Annotated in this window: 9 protein-coding genes; 4 read left to right on the top strand and 5 right to left on the bottom strand. The window is 73.4% G+C overall.

The window, feature by feature from the left end; all coding sequences use genetic code 11:
* Positions 1 to 3: 3 nt before the first annotated feature.
* The 3 genes from ACODT5_RS44580 to ACODT5_RS44570 all read right to left on the bottom strand — a co-directional run bounded on the left by ACODT5_RS44580 (position 4) and on the right by ACODT5_RS44570 (position 9,386).
* Positions 4 to 3,963: a UvrD-helicase domain-containing protein gene (locus tag ACODT5_RS44580; RefSeq protein ID WP_422525242.1), complete on the bottom strand. Its 3,960-nt coding sequence runs from the start codon at positions 3,961 to 3,963 to the stop codon at positions 4 to 6.
* Positions 3,964 to 4,601: 638 nt separating this feature from the next.
* The gene (locus ACODT5_RS44575; RefSeq protein WP_422525241.1) at positions 4,602 to 8,618 is read right to left on the bottom strand and encodes a UvrD-helicase domain-containing protein; all 4,017 of its coding nucleotides are present in this window, start codon (positions 8,616 to 8,618) and stop codon (positions 4,602 to 4,604) included.
* A 420-nt stretch (positions 8,619 to 9,038) separates the two neighbouring features.
* Positions 9,039 to 9,386, bottom strand: a complete 348-nt coding sequence (locus ACODT5_RS44570; RefSeq protein WP_250741795.1) for an MGMT family protein — start codon at positions 9,384 to 9,386, stop codon at positions 9,039 to 9,041.
* A gap of 178 nt (positions 9,387 to 9,564) precedes the next feature.
* Between ACODT5_RS44570 and ACODT5_RS44565 the strand changes: the two genes are divergently transcribed.
* Both ACODT5_RS44565 and ACODT5_RS44560 read left to right on the top strand, forming a co-directional pair.
* On the top strand, positions 9,565 to 12,402 hold the full coding sequence (locus ACODT5_RS44565; RefSeq protein WP_422524595.1) for a lysylphosphatidylglycerol synthase transmembrane domain-containing protein: 2,838 nt from the start codon (positions 9,565 to 9,567) through the stop codon (positions 12,400 to 12,402).
* 98 nt (positions 12,403 to 12,500) lie between these two features.
* Positions 12,501 to 13,370 carry a GNAT family N-acetyltransferase gene (locus tag ACODT5_RS44560; RefSeq protein WP_422524594.1) on the top strand — a complete coding sequence of 290 codons (870 nt, stop codon included), beginning with the start codon at positions 12,501 to 12,503 and terminating at the stop codon, positions 13,368 to 13,370.
* Positions 13,371 to 13,414: 44 nt separating this feature from the next.
* Here the strand turns inward: ACODT5_RS44560 and ACODT5_RS44555 are convergent, their stop codons facing one another.
* A complete protein-coding gene (locus tag ACODT5_RS44555) occupies positions 13,415 to 14,155 on the bottom strand; it encodes a YwiC-like family protein (RefSeq protein ID WP_422524593.1) in 741 nt (246 codons plus the stop codon).
* A gap of 232 nt (positions 14,156 to 14,387) precedes the next feature.
* On the opposite strand from ACODT5_RS44555, the gene ACODT5_RS44550 reads away from it, so the two are divergent.
* Together ACODT5_RS44550 and narH are read left to right on the top strand one after the other, a co-directional pair.
* Positions 14,388 to 18,092, top strand: a complete 3,705-nt coding sequence (locus tag ACODT5_RS44550; protein WP_422524592.1) for a nitrate reductase subunit alpha — start codon at positions 14,388 to 14,390, stop codon at positions 18,090 to 18,092.
* 2 nt (positions 18,093 to 18,094) lie between these two features.
* Positions 18,095 to 19,624: a nitrate reductase subunit beta gene (gene narH, locus ACODT5_RS44545; RefSeq protein WP_422524591.1), complete on the top strand. Its 1,530-nt coding sequence runs from the start codon at positions 18,095 to 18,097 to the stop codon at positions 19,622 to 19,624.
* A 34-nt stretch (positions 19,625 to 19,658) separates the two neighbouring features.
* Here the strand turns inward: narH and ACODT5_RS44540 are convergent, their stop codons facing one another.
* Positions 19,659 to 20,882, bottom strand: coding sequence for an RNA-guided endonuclease InsQ/TnpB family protein (locus tag ACODT5_RS44540; RefSeq protein ID WP_422525240.1), 1,224 nt, complete (start codon positions 20,880 to 20,882; stop codon positions 19,659 to 19,661).
* Positions 20,883 to 20,902: the final 20 nt, after the last annotated feature.

Genomic DNA, 20,902 nt, shown 5'->3' with positions numbered 1-20,902 from the left:
AGCCTAGCCGCCCGTCCGATGGTCGCTTTCCGTGTCCGTTTTGCCTTGGAGGATCTGCTCAAGACGAGCGCGGTCGGGGAGGTTGCGGGGGCGGATCACGCGGCCGCTGCGGACGTGCAGGAACACGGCCGTGACCTCGGCGAGGGGGGTGTTCGTGGCCTCCGCCCAGGCCAGGCGGTAGACGGCGAGCTGGAGGGGGTCGGCCTCGGTGGTGCGGCCGGTCTTCCAGTCGACGATCTCGTAGCCGCCGTCCTCCTCGTTGCGGTACACGGCGTCGATCCGGCCCCGGATCACCCGGCCGGCAAGCGTCAGCTGGACCGGGACCTCCATGCGGTACGGGGTCCGGTCGGCGTACGCGCTCCGCTCGAAGGCCGCCTTGAGGGAGTCGAGGTCGGCCTCGTCCACGATGTCCTGGTCGGAGCCGTCCCCTCCGGGGGCCGGGGCTCCGGGGAGGTCCGTGAGGGGGTCGAGGACGTCGAGGTGGGGCAGCGGGAGCTCCTCGAAGCGGGACTCCACCCACGCGTGGAACCGGGTGCCCTGGCGGGCGGCGGGCTGCGGGGGCTTGGGCATGGGGCGGGCGAGGTCGCGTACGAAGCCCTGCTCGTCGGAGGCGAGGCGGAGCAGCTGGCTGGCGGAGAGCGCGGAGGGGAGCTCCACGTCGCGGACGGCCTCGCGGGCTCGGCGGAGTTCGCCCTCCAGGGCGTCGAGGTCGCGGTCCCAGGAGGCGATGGCTCTTGCGTCTTCGGGGGTGAGGGGGCCGGTACCGGGTACGGCCACGGGGCCGGGCCACGGGACGGCTGCGCCGGGTGCCGCGGGGCGCGGGCGGGACCTGGGCCCGGCCCGGTCGGCTTCCTCCGGCCACAGGTCGTCGGCGCTGCCGGGCCCGGCGGGGCGGGACCGGGGGTCGGCCCCGAACCCGGTCTCCGGCCACAGGTCGGCGTCGGGCGCCGCCGGGCGCCGCCGGGGCTTGGCAGCGGCCCAGTCGGCGTCCCCGGCCCCGCCCTCGCCCTCGCCCTCGGGCCACAGGTCGTCGTCTACGGCGCCGGGCGCGGTGGGACGCGGGCGGGACGCGGACCACGACGGGTCCGCGTCCTGCGGCCACAGGTCCTCGGCGCCGCCGGGCGCGGCGGGGTACGGGTCGGGGGTCGGGGAGGCTTCTTCCCCCGCCCCGCCCCTTCCCGAAACCGGGGCTTCGCCCCGGACCCCCTGCGGGGTGGCGCCTGCGGCGGCGTGCACGGTTGTGCCGGGGTGGCCTGCGGGCGCGCCGCGGCCCGGGGCCGTGGCGGTCGGTCCGTCCGCCGGGTCCGGCCACGGGGCCGGGGGCTCCTCGTCGTAGGCGGGGTCTTCGCAGTGCGGGGGCCAGAGGTAGGCGTCCTCCGGGGCGGCCTGGGGGGTCTCGCGGGGTGGGTGGAGGTAGGACTCGACCAGGGTGGCGGCTGCTCGGCGGAGGGTGAGGGAGGCGGGGTCCAGGGGGAGGGGCCAGGAGTGGTCCGGGGTGGAGTCCGTGGACAGGGACGGGTTTTCCGCGTCCGGGGCGGGGGCGTCGGCCCAGGCGTCGATCTCGCCGTGGCCCGCGGCGCAGTGGTCGTACAGGGCGGAGAGGAAGGAGGACGGGCCGCGCGGCTTCTTCTGCGACGGGCCCCACCAGTGGCCCGAGGCCAGGATGAGCGAGCGCGGGCGGGTGAAGGTGACGTAGCCGAGGCGGAGTTCCTCGACGGCCTTGTGGGACTTGAGGGCCGCCTTGAAGGCGCGCAGGCCCGGCGAGGTCCATTCCGGGGCGGGCGGGAGGGTCGGGGCGTCCCCGCGCAGGGCGTACGGGAGGACCTTCGCGTACGAGGTCCAGGCCTCCGGGGCCTTCTCCTTCGGGAACGAGCCCGCGGAGAGGTCGGGAACCACCACCACGTCCCACTCCAGGCCCTTGGACTTGTGGGCCGTCAGGACCTTGACCGTGTTCTCGCCGCCCGGGAGGGCGTGGTCCAGGCCCTTCTCGTACTGGGCCGCCGTGCGCAGGAAGGCCAGGAAGGCGAGGAGGGAGGCTTCGCCGTCGAGCGAGGCGAAGCCGGCCGCCACGTCCATGAAGCTCGACAGGGTCTCCCGGCGGCGGGCCGCCAGCGCGTGCGGGGACGAGGCCAGCTCCACGTCGAGGCCGGTCGTCGCCAGGACGCGGTGCAGGACGTCCATCAGCGGGTCCGAGAGGGAACGGCGCAGGTCGCGCAGTTCCTGGGCCAGGTGCGCGAAGCGGACCCTGGCGGCGGCCGAGAAGGGCAGCTGGTCGGGGGCGGACTGGCCCGCGCCGTCCAGGAAGGTTTCCAGGGCGTCTGCCAGCGACACGATCTCCGCCGGGTCCACGCCCTCCACCGCCGCCGCGAGGCGGTCGTCATCGGAGGAAGAGGAGTTGGAGTTGGAGCGGGAGATCAGGGTGCGGGCGCGGCGGCCCAGCAGGGCCAGGTCGCGGGCGCCGATGCGCCAGCGCGGCCCGATGAGGAGCCGGACGAGCGCGGCGTTGGCTCCCGGGTCCTGGAGGACCTCGCAGACGGCGACGAGGTCCGCGACCTCCGGGAGGTGGAGCAGGCCGGACAGGCCGACCACCTCGACCGGAACGTCCCGGTCGACGAGAACCGCCTGGATCCGCGCGAAGTCCCCGCCCGAGCGGCACAGTACGGCGATCTCCCGCGGCTCCGTGCCGGTGCGGACCAGGTGGGCGATGGAGTCGCCGATCCAGTCGAGCTCCTGGGCGTGGGTCTCCAGCAGCGCGCACCGGACCGAGCCGTCGCGCTCCGCGCCGGGGGCGGGGCGCAGGGCCTCGACTCCCTCGTGCATGGCGCGCAGCGGGGCGGCGAGGTCGTTGGCCAGGTCCAGGAGGCGGCCGCCGCTGCGCCGGTTCTCGCTGAGGGAGAAGCGGGTGGCGGGGCTGCCGTCGGCGTACGGGAAGTGCTCGGGGAAGTCGTCGAGGTTGGCCACGGAGGCGCCGCGCCAGCCGTAGATGGCCTGGCAGGGGTCGCCGACGGCGGTCACCGCGTGCCCGGTGCCGCCTCCGAACAGCCCGGACAGCAGCAGTCGCTGGGCGACCGAGGTGTCCTGGTACTCGTCGAGCAGGACGACGCGGAACTCCTCGCGCAGCAGGGCGCCGACCTCGGGCCGGGTGGTGGCGAGCTGCGCGGAGAGGGCTATCTGGTCGCCGAAGTCGAGGAGGTCGCGGGAGTGTTTGGCCGCGCGGTAGCGGGAGACCAGCTCCAGCAGCTCCAGGCGGCCGCGGACCGCCTCGGGCACCTTGCGCAGGTCCTCGTTGCTCAGCTTGACGTCCGCGAGGGCGGAGAGGAGCTCGGTGTCGTACGCGCGCAGGCGCTCCGGCGGTACGAGGTGCTCGGAGAGCTCCCCGTCGAGCGCGAGCAGGTCGCTGACCAGGTCGGGGACGGATTTGGTGAGGGACGGGTAGGGCCCGGGGGCCTCGCGGAGCACGCGGGCGGCGAGCTGGAAGCGGGTGGCGTCGGCGAGCAGCCTGGCGCTGGGCTCCAGGCCGATGCGCAGGCCGTGGTCCTTGAGGAGCTGTCCTGCGAAGGCGTGGTACGTGGAGATGCGCGGCTCCCCGCCCGCGGAGTCGGCCTCGTCCGGGGAGGGGTCCGGATCGCTGATCCCGGCGCGCGCGAGGGCGGTCCGTACGCGCTCGGCGAGCTCGCCGGCGGCCTTGTTGGTGAAGGTCAGGCCGAGGACCTGCTCGGGTGCGACGGCGCCGGTGCCGACCAGCCAGACCACGCGGGCGGCCATGACGGTGGTCTTGCCGGAGCCGGCGCCGGCCACGATGACCTGCGGGGCGGGCGGGGCGGTGACGCAGGCCATCTGTTCGGGCGTGAAGGGGATCCCCAGGAGCTCCTTGAGCTGCTCGGGATCGGTGAGGACCGCGGCTGCCTGCGGCGCTTGTGCGGGCGGAGGGAGCGGCAGGGCCGGAGGGACGGGCGGACGCACGGACACATGAAAAGGCTAGCCGCCCGCTCTGACAGTCCCGCCCGCCCGGACCTGTCGGGCCGCAGGGGCCGGGGCGGGCTGCGTTGCCCCGCCCGGGGTGCCCGCTGCCTCGGGCCAGCGCTGGGCCGAGCTGCGGTGCCGGGCCGGGATGCTCCACCCGGGCTGCCCGCTGGCCCAGGCCTGACCGGGGCCGGGCTGCCGTGCACCACCGGAATGCCCGGCTGTAGTCCCCGGCCGCTATGCCGGGCCGGGGTGCCGGGCCGGGGTGCCGGGCCGGGGTGCCGGGCCGGGGTGCCGGGCCGGGGTGCCCGCTGCCTCGGGCCGGCCCCGGGCCGGGCTGCGGTGCGCCGCCCGAATGCCCGGCCGGGGACCCCGCCCGGGGTGCCCGCTGCCTGGCCCGGGCCCCGCTGCGGGAGCAGGGGCGCCGGAGAGCCTGGCTGCGGTGCCGGGCCGGGGGCAGGGCTGCGGCGCCCCGCCAGGAGGCACAGCCGTGGTGCCCGGCCTCGAATACCGGTTGCCCGCTGCCTCGGGCCGGCCCGGGCCCGGCTGCGGGAGCCGGGGAGCCGGACTGCGGTGCCGGGCCGGGGGCCGGACCGCGATGCCCCGTCGGGTGCCGGCTGCCCCGGCCGGCGCGCCGCCTACTCCACCGTCTGGCGGCCCTCCGGGCGGGCGCTGCATGAGGCGCGGAAGGAGCAGTGGTCGCAGTGCTTGCCCAGGACGGGGGCGAAGCGCTCGTCGAGGACCCGGCCGGCCGCGGTGGCGAGCAGGTCGCCGACCCATTCGCCGGGGGCGCCGCCCTCCAGGGCCTGCTGGGCCTGGATCTTGGGCACGGTGTCGCCGCCGTCGCGCTGGGCGGCGCCCTGGCGCAGCTGTACGAGTTCGGCGCCGCCCGGTGCGGGGCGCAGTCCGTCGAAGACCTCGTCGACGGCGCCCTCGCGCACGGCGAGCTGGTACACGGCGAGCTGCGGGTGGCGTTCGACCTCCTTGGCGGTCGGCGCGGACTTGCCGGTCTTGAAGTCGACGACGTACGCGCGGCCCTGCGCGTCCGCCTCGACCCGGTCCATGGAGCCGCGTACCCGGACGGCGTACTCCCCCGCTTCGAGGGTGACGTCGAAATCGTGCTCGGTGGCCACGGCCGCCCGGCCCCCGCGGTCGGTGGTGTGCCAGCGCAGGAAGCGCTCCAGGGCGGCGCGGGCGTTGTCCTTCTCCTGGCGGGACTTCCAGGGGGCGTCGAAGGCGAGCGAGTCCCAGACGGAGTCCAGGCGTTCCATGAGGACGGCGAGGTCGGCGGGGGTGCGGCCGGAGGCGACCTCGTCGGCGAGGACGTGGACGACGTTGCCGAATCCCTGGGCGGCGGTGGAGGGGGCGTCGGCCTTGACCTCGCGGCCCAGGAACCACTGGAGGGAGCAGGTGTTGGCGAGCTGCTCCAGGGCGGAGCCGGACAGGGCCACGGGGTGGTCCCGGTCGCGCAGCGGGACGCTGCTGCGGGTGGGCTCGTACAGCCCCCACCAGCGCTGCGGGTGCGCGGCGGGGACGAGCGGGCGGTCCTCGTCGTCGGTGAGCACGGCGAGCCGGGCGAGGCGCCGGGCGGCGGCGTCGCGCAGGGCGGGCGAGGCGTCGGGGTCGACGGTGGTGGAGCGGAGTTCCGCGACGAGCGCGGGCACGGCGAGGGGGCGGCGGGGGCGGCCGGTGACGTCCTTGACGGGGACGCCGAGCTCGGTGAGGAGGCGGGAGGGCTGGTCGCCGTCCTCGGCGGGGGCCTTCACGGCGGTGACGACGAGGCGCTCGCGGGCGCGGGTGGCGGCGACGTAGAAGAGGCGGCGCTCCTCGGCGAGGAGCGCGCCGGGGGGCAGGGGTTCGGCGAGGCCGTCGCGGCCGATGCGGTCGGCTTCGAGGAGGGAGCCGCGGCGGCGCAGGTCGGGCCAGAGGCCTTCCTGTACGCCCGCGACGACGACGAGTCCCCACTCCAGGCCCTTGGAGCGGTGCGCGGTCATGAGGCGGACGGCCTCGCGGCGGGTGGCGCGGGGGGTGAGGGTGTCTCCGGCGATGTCCTCGGCTTCGAGCTGTTCGAGGAAGTTGAGGGCGCCGCGGCCGCCGGTACGTTCCTCCGCGCGGGCGGCGGTGTCGAAGAGCGCGCAGACGGCGTCGAGGTCACGGTCGGCGTTGCGGCCGGCGGGGCCGCCGCGGCGGGCGCCGCGCTCGAGGCGCTGCGGCCAGGGGGTGCCGTCCCAGAGGGTCCACAGGACCTCCTCGGCGGTGCCGCCGCCGGCGAGGAGTTCGCGGGCCTTGCGCAGCAGCAGGCCGAGGCGTTGCGCTCCGCGGGCGTAGGCGGGGTCGTGGGCGACGAGCCGCTCGGGCTCCGCGAGGGCTCTGGCGAGGAGTACGTCGGAGGGCGCGGGCGTCTTGACCCCGGCGGCCCGCTCCTCGTCGCGCAGGGCGCGGCCGAGGCGGCGGAGGTCGGCGGCGTCCATCCCGCCGAGCGGTGAGGACAGCAGCACGAGCGCGGCCTCGACCCCGATCCACGCTTCGCCTGCGGCGTCGCTGGGGGTGGGTTCGCCGCCCGTGGCGGGCTCGGCGGCTCCGTCGGGCTGCAGCCCGTCCGGCAGGGTGCCGTCCGCTGCGGCGGGCTCGGCGGCGGAGCCCGTCACGGCCTCGGGGCCGGGCCGGCCGGTGCCGCCTTCGGCGGCGGGGGGAGTTTCCCGCCCGCCCGCCCCGAAGTCGCGAGCGAGCTCGCCCGCACCCGGAGCGTCGGCCGCGCCGGGCACCGACCCGGGGTCGGACGGCCCGGTGCCGCCTTCGGCGGCGGGGGAGGTTTCCCGCCCGCCCGCCCCAGAAGTGCGAGCAGGCTCGCTCACACCGGCGCCTGCGGCGCCGAAAACGGCCCCGACTCCGTCGGGCAGCCCGCCCTCGGCCCCGGCCAGGTCACCGGCGGAGCCGGGCACGGCCTCCGTGCCGGAGGGCTCCGTGCCGGAGGGCTCCGTGCCGGAGGGCTCCGTGCCGGAGGGCTCCGTGCCGTAGGGCTCCGTGCCGGAGGGCTCGCTGCCGGAGGGCTCCGTGCCGCCTTGAGCGGCGAGGAGGGATTCCCGCCCGCCCACCCCGAAGTCGCGGGCAAGCCCGCCTGCCCCGGCGCCTGCGGCGCCGAAAGCCGCCCCGACTCCGACGGGCAGCCCGCCCTCGGCCCCGGCCAAGGCACCGGCAGGGCCGCGCACGGTCTGCCGGCCGGAAGGCTCGGGGCCGGCTTCGGACGAGCCGGGCACGGCCTGCCGGCCGGACAGGCCGGCTTCCGCGGAGGTCGCGGGCACGGCCTGTCGGCCGGAGGGCTCGAGGTCGGCTTCGGCGGGGGCGGCCTGTTGGGCCGGGAGGGCGGGGGTGTTCGGCTCGGGTGTCGTGGGTGGGGTTGCGGATTCTGCGAGGGTGCGGAGGGCCGTGAGGAGGGGGGCTATCGCCGGCTCGTGGCGGAGGGGGGCGTCCGTGCCGTCCGTTTCCGCCGGGACCCCGGCCGCGATCAGGGCGCGGCGCATCTGCGGCAGGGTGCGGCCGCCCGCGCGGACCAGGACGGCCATGTCCTGCCACGGCACGCCGTCCTCCAGGTGGGCCCGGCGCAGGATGTCGGCGATGTTGTCCAGTTCCGCGCCGGCCGTGGGGTAGGTGAACACCTCGACCCGGCCGCCCTCGCGGGTCGAGGCGAGCGCGCGGTGGGCCCGTACCGCCGCCGAGGGCAGGCGCGGCACCTGCATGCGGGTGGTCAGGTGGCGGGTGGCGGTCAGGAGGACCGAGGACGAGCGGCGGGAGGTCGTGAGGGCGCGGACCTGCGCTCCGGGGAAGGAGCTCTCGAAGTCCAGGATGTTGTTGATGTCCGCACCGCGGAAGGCGTAGATCGACTGGTCGGGGTCGCCGAAGGCGGTCAGTCGGCCGGAGGGGCCGGCCAGTGCGCGCAGCAGGCGCAGCTGCGAGGCGTCCGTGTCCTGGTACTCGTCCACGTAGATCACGTCGTAGAGGGAGGAGAGCGAGGGCGTGCGCTCCGCCAGGAGGACCGCGCGGTGGAGGAGTTCCGCGTAGTCCAGGGTGCCCTGGAGGTCCAGTACGTCCAGGTACTCGGCGAGGAAGGCCGCCGCCGCCTTCCAGTCCGGGCGGCCGAGGCGGGACGCGAAGTCGGAGAGGGCGGTGGGGCCCAGGCCCAGCTCGCGGGCGCGGGCGAGCACCGCGCGGACCTCGTCCGCGAAGCCGCGCGTAGTCAGCGCGGCCCGCAGGTCGTCCGGCCAGCGGATCGAGCGGATCCGGCGCTGGCCTTCGAGGAGGGTGCGGACCATGACGTCCTGCTCCGGGCCGGAGAGGAGCCGCAGCGGGTCCGCGAACAGTTCCGCGTCCTGGTGGGAGCGGACCAGTCCGTAACAGAAGGAGTGGAAGGTGGTGGCCTGCGGGGCGCGCGCTCCGCCGAGCCGCAGGGCGGTCCGGTCGCGCAGTTCCACCGCGGCCTTGCGGCTGAAGGTGAGGATCAGGATGCGCGCGGGATCGGTCCCGGACTCCACGCGGGCGGCGACCGCCTCGACCAGCGTGGTCGTCTTTCCGGTGCCCGGTCCGGCCAGGACCAGCAGTGGTCCGCCGGTGTGCTCAACCACCGCCCGCTGCCCTGCGTCCAGCACAGGGGGATCCACCCGCTCCGCACCGGTACGCACCAGGCGGTACGCGTCCGGGGTCCGCGTACGCCGCCGCTCGGAGCGGTGGCCGTCGGAGGAAGAGGTGTTCACGTGGGGTGCCGGTCCTGGTGGGTCTGCCGTTGCGGCGGTCGCTGCCGCAGCGGTTGCTGCTGCTCCTGCGGTGACGTCTCGGGCCGAGGCCGGAGTCGAAGTCGAGGCCGGAGTCGGAGTCGGAGTCGGAGTCGAAGAGGCAACGCTACGGCAAGGCGCGCGGCGGGCGCAGTTTTCCCGGGGCTCCCGTCCGGACGCCGGGCCGCACGCCGGGCCCCGCGCCGGGCTTCGGGCGCGCCCTCACTGCCATCCGGTCCCACGCGTCCCCCTTACGGGGCTTCGCACGTCCCTTCGACCACCCCTCCGGACCGCACATGGCCGAAGCTGTCACATGTGACCTTCGTCCCGCGCTGTGTCCCCGCCGTCCCCGTCCCAGCGTGCCCGCCGCATGTCGAGCCGCGGTTCGCCGTCGCCGGTCAGTCGCAGCGGGGTGGCCTCGGCGCGGTAGTTCTCCAGCGCCCGCCGCTCGCTGCCGGGCAGCGGACGGCCGTCGGCCCGCACCACGCGCCACCAGGGCACGGCTCCGCCGTACAGCGCCATGACGCGGCCCACTTGGCGGGGCCCGCCCTCGCCGAGCCACTCCGCGATGTCGCCGTACGTCATCACCCGGCCGGGCGGAATCCGCTCCGCCGCCTCCAGCACCCGTTCCGCGTACGCCGGCAGCTCTTCGCTCATTCGGCCCATGGTGCCGCACCGGACCGGTACGGGAGCGGCAAGCGCGTGGAAGCCGGTGTTCCGGACCGGCTCGCACCCTGCTGCCCCCCGCGGCCGCCGGTCCATGCCACCATCTTCCGGGCGGTGACGCGTGATACGTGATCAAGAAGAGACGGAAGTGACGGGAAAGGAGCAGGGTGTGAGTCCTCCGGACGGCGCGGCGGCGAACGACGGCGCGCGCCCAGACGAGCGCCCGGACGAACGCCCGCCACAGGGTCCTGAGGGCAGTCGCGAGGACACCCGCGCGGAGCCGACGCCGGCTCCGATCCCTGCCCCGGTCCCGCCCTCGGCCTCGGTCCCGCCCCCGGCCCCGGCCCCGGCCCCCGAGGACGTGGACACCCCGCACGGCCACGCCCCGACGGCCGCCGACCAGGTCGAGGTCGACGAGCCGCTGCTCGCCGCCCGCGTGCACCGCCCCTCCGACCTCGTACGCCTCCTCGTCGGGATCCTCGGCATCGCCCTGGTCCTCGGCATCGCCGCCTTCGCCCACGGCACCACCGCGGGTCTGGAAGCCGACATCAGCAACGGCACGGGCCAGGCGCCCGACATGCTGATCAAGGTCGCCGGGCTGGTGTCCAGCATCGCCGTGCTCCTCGTCCCGGTGGCCTTCGCCATCGAGCGGCTGATCAAGCGCGACGGACTGCGCATCGCCGACGGCGTGCTCGCCGCCGTCCTCGCGCACGGGGTCACCCTCGCCACCGACCTCTGGGTCTCCCAGGCCGCGCCCACGACCATCCAGGAAGCCCTCACCCGTCCCACCATGGCCGACGGGGCCCTCACCGATCCGGTGCACGGCTACCTCGCGCCCGTGATCGCGTACATGACCGCCGTCGGGATGACCCGGCGTCCCCGCTGGCGCGTCGCCCTGTGGGTGGTCCTGCTGCTGGACGCCTTCGCGATGCTGGTCGGCGGCTACACCACCCCCTTCTCGATCATCCTGACCGTGCTGATCGGCTGGAGCGTCGCGTACGGAACCCTGTACGCGGTCGGCTCGCCGAACGTCCGCCCCACCGGGCAGAACCTCCTCGCGGGCCTGCGCCGGGTCGGCTTCCAGCCGGTCAGCGCGATGCGCGCCGAGTCCCCGGAAGGCGGCGACAGCACCGAGGTCAGCGACCGCGGGCGGCGCTACCACGTCACCCTGGAGGACGGCCCGCCGCTCGACGTCACCGTCGTGGACCGGGAGCAGCAGGCCCAGGGCTTCTACTACCGGGTCTGGCGCCGCCTCACGCTGCGCGGGATCACCACCCGGCGCAGTCTGCAGTCCCTGCGCCAGGCGCTGGAGCAGGAGGCGCTGCTCGCGTACGCGGCCATCGCCGCCGGAGCCAACGCGCCCAAGCTCATCGCCACCTCCGAGCTGGGTCCCGACGCCGTGATGCTCGTCTACGAGCACCTGGGCGGCCGGAGCCTGGACCAGCTGGCCGACGAGGAGATCACCGACGAGCTGAGCCGCAACGCCTGGCAGCAGGTACGGGCCCTGCAGTCGCGGCGGATCGCGCACCGGCGGCTGACCGGGGACGCGCTCGTGGTGGATCGTTCCGGCAGCGGCGGCAGCGGCAGCGGTACCGACGGCGGCTCCGCGGCGGGCACCATCACCCTGACCGACCTGCGCGGCGGCGAGATCGCGGCCGGCGACCTCGTGCTGCGCATGGACATCGCGCAGCTGCTCACCACCCTCGGCCTGCGCGTCGGCGCCGAGCGCTCGGTGGCCTCGGCGGTGTCGGTGCTCGGCCCGGACGCGGTGGCGGACTGTCTGCCGCTGCTCCAGCCGATCGCGCTGAGCCGCTCCACGCGGGCGACGCTGCGCAAGCTGGCGCGGGAGCGGGCGGACCGCGAGCGGGAGGCCGTACTGGAGTCCTCGCGGGCGGCGAAGGCCTTGCGCGAGGCGGGCTCCACTTCGCCCGCCACCCGCTCCGCCGTGGAGAAGAAGGCCGAGAAGAAGGCCCTGGACGACGCGCTCGACGGGGCCCGCGAGGAGGATCTGCTGAGCCAGATCCGCCAGCAGGTGCTGCTGATCCGCCCGCAGGCGCCGGTGGAGCCGGCCCGGCTGGAGCGGATCCGGCCGCGCACGCTGGTGTCGTTCATCGCGGGCGCGTTCGGCGCGTACTTCCTGGTCACCCAGATCGCGCACGTCGACTTCGCGACCACCATCGGCGACGCGCAGTGGGGCTGGGTCGGGGTGGCGCTCGCCTTCTCGGCGCTCACCTATTTCGCGGCGGCGATGAGCCTGCTGGGCTTCGTGCCCGAGCGGGTGCCGTTCCTGCGGACCGTACTGGCCCAGGTCGCCGGATCCTTCGTGAAGCTGGTGGCTCCGGCGGCGGTGGGCGGCGTCGCGCTGAACACCCGCTTCCTGCAGCGGGCCGGCATCCGGCCGGGGCTGGCGGTGGCCAGCGTGGGCGCCTCGCAGCTCTTCGGGCTGGCGAGCCACATCCTGCTGTTGCTGTCCTTCGGCTATCTGACGGGGACCGAGAAGACCCCCGAGATGACCCCGTCGAGGACGGTCATCGCCGGTCTGCTGACGGTGGCCGTGCTGGTGCTCGTGGTCACGGCCGTGCCCTTCCTGCGGAAGTTCGTGGCGACCCGGGTACGGGCCCTGTTCGCGGGAGTGGTCCCGCGCATGCTGGACGTGCTCCAGCGGCCGCAGAAACTGCTGACCGGCATCGGCGGGATGCTGCTGCTGACGGGCTGCTTCGTGATGTGCCTGGACGCCTCGATCCGCGCCTTCGGCGGCGGCGAGGCCATCAGCTACGCGAGCATCGCGGTGGTCTTCCTGGCCGGCAACGCCCTGGGCTCGGCCGCTCCGACACCGGGCGGCATCGGAGCGGTGGAGGGCGCGCTGACGCTGGGTCTGGTCGCGGCGGGGCTGGACGGCCAGGTGGCGTTCTCGGCGGTGCTGCTGTTCCGCGTGGTGACGTTCTGGCTGCCGGTGCTGCCGGGATGGATCTCCTTCAACTTCCTGACCCGCAAGGAAGCGATCTGAGCCCCTGCTCCCTGGTCCCCGTAAGTCCAGGAGCGGGTAAGCCCCTGGGCACGGTAAATCCCTGGGGCGCGGCCGTCGCGCATGCCTAGGGTGCCCGGATGAACGCAATGCGGATCGTGGCCGATCGGATCGACCGGGCCGGGTGGCAGGCCGGGTTCGAGGAGCGGGTGCTCGCCGGGTACCGGGACGCGGGCTGCTCCGAGCCGTTGGCCCGGGCCCTGCTGGAACGTGCGGTGAAGGGGATCGACGACTGGACGCTCGCCACGGACGGCACCGGGTGGATCGCGGTCGCGGTGGAGCCGGACAACGGGGCGGCCGTGGGGAGGATCCACGACCTGACGACGGTCCCGGCCGGGCGCGAGTGGGCCGAGCGGTGGTGCGCGGAGCACGGCGCGCGGCGGGTGGAGGTCCGGCTCGCGGGCGGGGCCGGAGCGGAGGCGTTCCCCGGCTACCTCGTACGGGGACAGAACCGAATGCGTGCGGTGGCCGAGCGGCCCGGGCTGCCGTCGGAGCTCGCCGTCCGCCGGCTCACCGAGGAGGAGTTCCCGGCCTGGTACGCCGCTGAGGAGGCCGCGTACATCGCGGACATCGTCCGGGCCGGGGCGCTGACCGCGGAGCAGGCCAGGGCGAAGTCCGACGAGGACTTCGCCCGCTACCTCCCGCAGGGTTACCGCACGCCGGGGCACGCCTTCTACGCGCTGGAGGCCGACGGCCGGGTGGTCGGCACCGGCCACCTGAACCACGGCTTCCTGCCGGGCGTGACCTTCGGCTTCGCGCTGGACGTGTACGAGGAGCACCGCGGCAAGGGCTACGGCCGCGCCGCGATGGCCGTCGGCGAGTGGGCCACCCGGCAGGCCGGCGACGAGGCGCTGATGTTCAACGTCTTCGGCGGCAACGAGGTCGCGATGGGCCTGTACGACTCCACCGGCTTCGGCGTGCTGGACGAGTTCCGCTCGCTGCCGCTCTAGAAGACGGGTGTTCCGGAAGACCGGCGCTCCAGAGGACCGGCGCTCTAGAAGAGCAGCAGCAGCGAAGCCAGCAGTGCCGCCGAGCCCGCGATCTCGACGGCTCCGACCACCGCCACCTTGAGCCCGCGCCCGGGGAGGGCGATCGCGCGGGCCAGGTAAGCCCCGAAGGGGAGGGCCAGCCACGGGGAGAGGCAGGCCGCCAGGGCGGTGGCCGTCGCGTGATAGGTCACCGAACCGCGGTAGTACGTACGGGAGTTCCGCTCCCTGATCATCGTCTTCACGTACGGGACCGTGCCCGCGAAGTACAGCAGGCAGGCGGCCGCCGGCGCCCAGGGCAGGCCGCCCCCGCCGAGGCGCGCCGCCACCAGCAGCATCCCGCACGCCGGGACCACCGCGGCCAGGCCGTTGGCCAGGGCGCGCTCGCGGTTCCGCCACGCGTACCGGGTGTTCACGGCCACGAAGGGCGCCGCCGCCGCGCCCGCGAGCAGCAGCCAGGGGTGGAGCGCCGCGAGCGGGATCCCCGCCAGGCCGGTCGCCGCGCCGAGCACGAAGGCCGGGCGGACGTGCCGCCGCGCCACCTCCGGGCGCCGGGCCGCGACCCGGCGCAGGCGCAGCCACTGCTGGGCGTGGAAGACCGCCGCGTAGCCGAGGAGCCAGGCCGTCAGGAGCAGGGCGTGCTGCCAGCCGGGGCGCGGCGAGAGGAACGTGCCCGCGAGGAAGGGCACCGTGAGCATCGCCCACGCCCCGTGCTGGTCCGGGATCCAGGAGGCCTTCTTCGGCGGCACGTTCTGCGACCTTCCCCGCTAATTGGTATTCGGACTCGTAATTTTCCGGCCGCACAAAGGAGTTGGCCTTCTCCAGCGTGGCATCCACTCGACCTGTGAAAGACCGGAATTAGGTCATGCCCGTACGGGACCTTTGTCATCGGATTCGCCTCCGCGCCGGGCGTAGCGTCGTGTCTGGGTCATCTTGCCCGGACCCCACGCACCGCCTTTTATTCCGGCCTGGAGGGTCGCCTTGAACGAGCGCCACATACGCGACGACCGCGACGGACACCAGGACGCCGCCGAATCGCTGATCAAGGCGGGCAGCTTCTTCAGGAGCGCCGAGGTCTCCGGCGACCTGCGGACCATCCACCACACCGGCGGCCGCGCGGCGGAGGCCTTCTACCGCGACCGGTGGAGCCACGACAAGGTCGTGTACTCCACCCACGGCGTGAACTGCACGGGCTCCTGCCGGTGGAAGGTCTACGTCAAGGACGGGATCATCACCTGGGAGACTCAGTCCACCGACTACCCCTCCGTGGGCCCCGACAGCCCCGAGTACGAGCCCCGCGGCTGCCCGCGCGGCGCCTCGTTCTCCTGGTACTCCTACTCCCCCACCCGGGTGCGCTACCCGTACGTGCGCGGCGCCCTGCTGGAGATGTACCGCGAGGCCAAGGCGCGCCTCGGCGACCCGGTCGAGGCCTGGGCCGACGTCCAGTCCGACCCGGTGCGCAGGCGTACGTACCAGCAGGCGCGCGGCAAGGGCGGGCTGGTGCGGGCGACGTGGAAGGAGGCGACGGAGATCGTCGCCGCCGCGCACGTGCACACGATCAAGGAGCACGGTCCGGACCGGGTCGCCGGCTTCTCGCCGATCCCGGCGATGTCGATGGCCTCGCACGCGGCCGGCGCCCGCTTCCACTCGCTCATCGGCGCGCCGATGCTGTCCTTCTACGACTGGTACGCCGACCTCCCGGTCGCCTCTCCCCAGGTGTTCGGGGACCAGACGGACGTCCCGGAGTCGGGCGACTGGTGGGACGCCGCCTACCTGATGATGTGGGGCTCGAACGTCCCCGTCACGCGCACCCCGGACGCGCACTGGATGGCCGAGGCCCGCTACCGCGGCCAGAAGGTCGTCACCGTTTCCCCGGATTACGCGGACAACACCAAATTCGCCGACGAATGGATGCACCCGCACCCCGGTACGGACGGTGCGCTGGCCCTCGCGATGGGCCATGTCATCCTCAAGGAATTCTTCGTCGAAAAGCAGACCCCCTTCTTCACGGACTACGTCCGCCAGTACACGGACCTGCCTTTCCTTGTTTCCCTCACCGAAACGGAACAGGGTCTGGTTCCCGGCAAGTTCGTCACCGCCGCCGATCTCGGTCAAGACACCGAGAACGCGCAGTGGAAGACCGTGCTGATCGACGACACGACCGGCGAGACGGTCGTCCCGAACGGCACGCTGGGCCACCGCTGGGGCAAGAACGAGAAGCCCGAGTGGAACCTCGAACTCGGCGACACCGTCCCGCGCCTGACCCTCCACGGCACCGCCGAGGAGAGCGTGGAGATCGTCCTCCCCCGCTTCGAGGACGACGAGCAGGGCGTGGACCAGGACGGGAAGCCGCGCGGCACGATCCGCCGCGGTGTGCCCGTACGGCGCCTGGGCGGCAAGCTCGTCACCACCGTCTTCGACCTGATGCTCGCCCAGTACGGGGTCGGCCGCGAGGGCCTGCCCGGCGTGTGGCCCACCGGCTACGAGGACGCGAGCGCCCCGGGCACCCCCGGCTGGCAGGAGTCGCTGACCTCGGTCCCGGCGGCCCAGGCGGCGCGCGTGGCACGGGAGTTCGCGCAGACGGCCGAGCAGTCCAAGGGCCGCTGCATGATCCTGATGGGCGCGGGCACCAACCACTGGTTCCACTCCGAGACCATCTACCGCTCCTTCCTGGCCCTGCTCACCCTCACCGGCTGCCAGGGCCGCAACGGCGGCGGCTGGGGCCACTACGTCGGCCAGGAGAAGTGCCGCCCGGTCACCGGCTGGGCCACGCTGGCCGCCGCCTCCGACTGGTCGCGCCCGCCGCGCCAGATGATCGGCGCGGCCTGGTTCTACCTGCACACCGACCAGTGGCGCTACGACACCCTGCCGGCGGAGGCGCTCGCCTCCCCGCTGGCCAAGGGCGCCTTCGAGGGCATGACGGGCTCGGACTGCCTGGCGGCGAGCACCCGGATGGGCTGGATGCCCTCGTACCCGACCTTCGACCGCAACCCGCTGGAGCTGGGCGAGGCCGAGGACCCCGTCGCGGAGACCGTCCGGCAGCTCAAGAGCGGGGAGCTCGGCTTCGCCGGCGAGGACCCGGACGCGCCGGGCAACTGGCCGCGCGTGCTCAACGTATGGCGGGCCAACCTGCTGGGCTCCAGCTCCAAGGGCAACGAGTACTTCCTGAAGCACCTCCTGGGCACCCACTCCAACCTGCCCGAGGACGGGCCGCGCTGCACGCCGAAGGACGTGACGTACCGGGAGGAGGACGTGGAGGGCAAGCTCGACCTGCTCATGTCCATGGACTTCCGGATGACGTCCACGACGCTGCTGTCCGACGTGGTGTTCCCGGCGGCCACCTGGTACGAGAAGCACGACCTGTCCTCCACGGACATGCACCCCTTCCTGCACGCCTTCACCCCGGCCGTGGACCCGCCGTGGCAGGCGCGCTCGGACTACGACGCCTTCAAGGGGCTGGCCGAGCGCTTCGGCGAGCTGGCCAAGACCCACCTGGGCGTGCGCAAGGACCTGGTCGCCACCGCCCTGCAGCACGACACCCCGGGCGGTGAGATGGCGCAGCCCGGCGGGGTCGCGCTGGACTGGTCGAAGGGCGAGTGCGAGCCCGTACCGGGCCGGACCATGTACAACCTGGCGGTCGTGGAGCGGGACTACGGGGCGGTCGGCGAGAAGTTCGCCGCGCTCGGACCGCTCGTCGACAAGCTGGGCGTCACCACCAAGGCGGTCACCTTCGACGTGGCCGAGGAGGTCGCCTACCTCGGCGCGAAGAACGGCACGGTGCGCGGCGGCGTCGCCGACGGCCGTCCGCGCCTGGAGACCGCCCAGCAGGCCTGCGAGGCGATCCTCTCGCTGTCCGGCACCAGCAACGGCCGCCTGGCCACGCAGGGGTTCGAGACGCTGGAGAAGAAGGTCGGCACCCCGATGGCCCACCTGGCCGCCGAGGCCGAGGGCAAGCGGATCACCTTCGCCGACACCCAGGCCCGCCCGGTCCCGGTGATCACCTCGCCGGAGTGGTCGGGCTCCGAGTCCGGCGGGCGCCGGTACACGGCCTTCACGATCAACACCGAGCACCTCAAGCCCTGGCACACCCTCACCGGCCGCCAGCACTTCTTCATCGATCACGACTGGCTGCACGAGGTCGGGGAGTCCCTCCCCGTCTACAAGCCGCCGCTGAACATGCACACCCTGTACGGGGAGCCCGAGCTCGGCACGGTCGACGAGAAGGCCAAGTCGGTGGCCGTCCGCTACCTGACCCCGCACAACAAGTGGGCGATCCACAGCCAGTACCAGGACAACCTCTACATGATGACCCTGGGCCGCGGCGGCCAGACGGTGTGGATGTCCCCGCAGGACGCCGACGCGATCGGGGTCGCGGACAACGACTGGATCGAGGCGGTCAACCGCAACGGCGTGATCACCGCCCGCGCGATCGTCTCCCACAAGATGCCGCCCGGCACGGTCTACATGAACCACGCGCAGGAGCGCACGGTCGGCGTCCCCAAGACGGAGAAGACCGGCCGCCGCGGCGGCATCCACAACTCGCTGACCCGGGTGATGCTCAAGCCCACCCACCTCATCGGCGGCTATGCCCAGCTGACCTGGGCCTTCAACTACCTCGGCCCGACCGGCAACCAGCGCGACGAGGTGACGGTCATCCGCCGCCGCGACCAGAAGGTGGAGTTCTAATCGTGCGCGTTATGGCCCAAGTAGCCATGGTCATGAACCTCGACAAGTGCATCGGCTGCCACACCTGCTCGGTCACCTGCAAGCAGGCGTGGACCAACCGGCAGGGCACCGAGTACGTCTGGTTCAACAACGTCGAGACCCTCCCCGGCCAGGGTTACCCTCGCCGCTGGGAGGACCAGGAGAAGTGGAAGGGCGGCTGGGAGCGCACCCGCTCCGGCAAGCTCCGCCTCAAGGCGGGCGGCCGCCTCGCCAAGCTGGGCAAGATCTTCGCGAATCCGGACCTGCCGGAGATCGACGACTACTACCAGCCCTGGACCTACGAGTACAAGAACCTCACCGAGGCCCCGGCGGGCGACGACATGCCCACCGCCCGGCCCGTCTCCCAGCTCACCGGCGAGCCCATCGACAAGATCGAGTGGGGTCCGAACTGGGACGACAACCTCGGCGGCGCGCCCACCCACGCCCCGCAGGACCCGATCATCGAGAGGATCCGCGACGAGGTCGGCGAGAAGATCCGCTTCGAGTTCGAGCAGAGCTTCATGTTCTACCTGCCGCGGATCTGCGAGCACTGCCTCAACCCCGCGTGCGTCTCCTCCTGCCCCTCCGGCGCGATGTACAAGCGCGAGGAGGACGGCATCGTCCTGGTCGACCAGGACCAGTGCCGCGGCTGGCGGATGTGCGTGACCGGATGCCCGTACAAGAAGGTGTACTTCAACCACCAGACCGGCAAGGCCGAGAAGTGCACCTTCTGCTTCCCGCGCATCGAGGTCGGCATGCCGACCGTGTGCTCGGAGACGTGCGTGGGCCGGATGCGCTACCTCGGCGTGATGCTCTACGACGCCGACAAGGTGGCCGATGCCGCCGCGGTGGAGGACGAGCACGATCTGTATCCCTCCCAGGTGGAGTGCTTCCTGGACCCCGCGGACCCGGCCGTGATCGCCGCCGCCCGCGCGGCCGGCATCACCGACGAGTGGCTCGACGCGGCCCGCAACTCCCCGGTCTACGACCTGATCGCCACCTACCAGGTCGCCCTCCCGCTCCACCCGGAGTACCGGACGATGCCGATGGTCTGGTACGTGCCCCCGCTCTCCCCCGTCGTCGAGGCGGTCGCCGCCACCGGCAGCGACGGCGAGGACGCCGGCAACCTCTTCGGCGCCATCGAGGCGATGCGCATCCCCGTCGAGTACCTCGCCGCGGTGCTCACCGCCGGCGACACCGTGCCCGTGGAGGCGGTGCTGCGCCGGATGGCCGCGATGCGCGCCTACATGCGCCGCGTCAACCTGGGCGAGGAGCGGGACGAGTCGATCGCGCGGGCCGTCGGGCTGTCCGGCCAGGAGATGGAGGACATGTTCCGGCTCCTCGCCATCGCCAAGATCGAGGACCGCTTCGTGATCCCCAGCGCCGCCCGCGCCGAGGCCGACGCGCTCGCCGACTCACACCCGCTCAACGACACGGACCAGGGCTGCCCCGTCGGCGCCCTGCCCGAACCCCGGGTGATGCTCAATCTCGGTGATACCAGGAGGCGTTCTTGAATCCTCCCCTCCCTGAAGGGAGGGGATTTCTAGCTCACGCTGCCAGGCCAGGCAGCGCCTGGTCTGGTCTTACGCGATCAGCACCAGCCGGGTTGAGACCAGCCCGGACCAGCATCACGCGGGCGGAGTTCTTGTCCCTGGGGGACACGGCTCCGCACGCGGTGCAGGCGTAGGTTCGTTCTGAGAGAGGTAGTGCGTGCTTGGTTCTCGCTCCGCACTGCGCGCAGTCCATCGTGGTGTGCGCGGGGTGTACCAGGAACACGGCCCGGCCGTGCTTACGGCCCATCTCGATCAGGGCCGTCTTGGTCGCGCCGATCGCCGCGTCGGCCGCCTTGCGGGCCATGGTGGACTTGGCGAGAAACTTCGGCTTGAAGTCCTCCACCGCCAGGGCATCATGGTCGGTCACCACACGCTTGGCCCACTTGCGGCCGGCGTCCTGGCGTTGCCGGGCCACCTTCTTGTGCAGCCTCGCGACGTGTTTCCTCGCCGCCTGATAGCCCTTCGAGCCGGGTTTGCCCCTCGGCGGCTTGCGCCGGGCCATCATCCGCTGGTAGCGGGCGAGCCTGACGGCGGCGTTCCTCCCATGCTGGGCGTGGGGAAGGTCGTGAGCGTCGGATGTGGTGGTCGCGGTCTCGCGCACGCCCCAGTCGATACCGACCACACGGCCGGTCTCCGGCAGCGGCCGGGTCTCGGCGGGGACGACGAAGGAGGCGTACCAGGCTCCCGTGCTGTCCTGGTAGACGCGCACGCTGGACGGGTCCTCAGGAAGATTCCGCGACCACACCACCGTCAGGGCGATGCCGCCGGCCAGGTGCAGTTTCCCGTCCTTGATCCGGAAGCCGCGTTTGGTGTAGTTCAGGGACGGCCGCGCTTCCCGCTTCTTCTTGTACTTCGGCATCCCTGCGCGCTGCCGCATCGGCAGCCGTTCCTTGATGTCCTTCTGCGCCTTCGCACGGGACGTCCCGAAATCCCGGATCAACTGCTGCTGCGGCACCGAGGAGCCCTCCCGCAGCCAAGCGTTCGCCTTCCGGGCCTCGGTCAGCATCTTGTCGAGCTGCGCCGGACCACACGTCCGCTTGTCCGGGCCTTCGGACCAGTACTTGTTCGCAAGGTGTGTCTGCCTCGACTTCGCGCAGGACTCGTTCCACACCCAGCGGCACCGGTCCCACTCGCCCGCCAAGGCCGTGCGGGCCGTGGACGACACACGCAGCCGGAAGGTCCACCGGGCATGCCCGGCATCCCCCTCCATCGGCGCCATCGTCATCCCAGCAACCTATC

It is taken from the genome of Streptomyces tatrensis, from assembly GCF_049310065.1.
Taxonomy (GTDB): Bacteria; Actinomycetota; Actinomycetes; order Streptomycetales; family Streptomycetaceae; genus Streptomyces.
The sequence above is the reverse complement of the archived record's forward strand: the minus strand, read 5'-3'. Positions and strand labels throughout refer to the sequence as shown.

Coding starts and splice junctions, on each gene's coding strand:
- ACODT5_RS44570 (WP_250741795.1), bottom strand. CDS start 9,386: ATGAGCGAAGAGCTGCCGGCGTACGCGGAACGGGTGCTGGAGGCGGCG.
- ACODT5_RS44560 (WP_422524594.1), top strand. CDS start 12,501: ATGAACGCAATGCGGATCGTGGCCGATCGGATCGACCGGGCCGGGTGG.
- ACODT5_RS44540 (WP_422525240.1), bottom strand. CDS start 20,882: ATGGCGCCGATGGAGGGGGATGCCGGGCATGCCCGGTGGACCTTCCGG.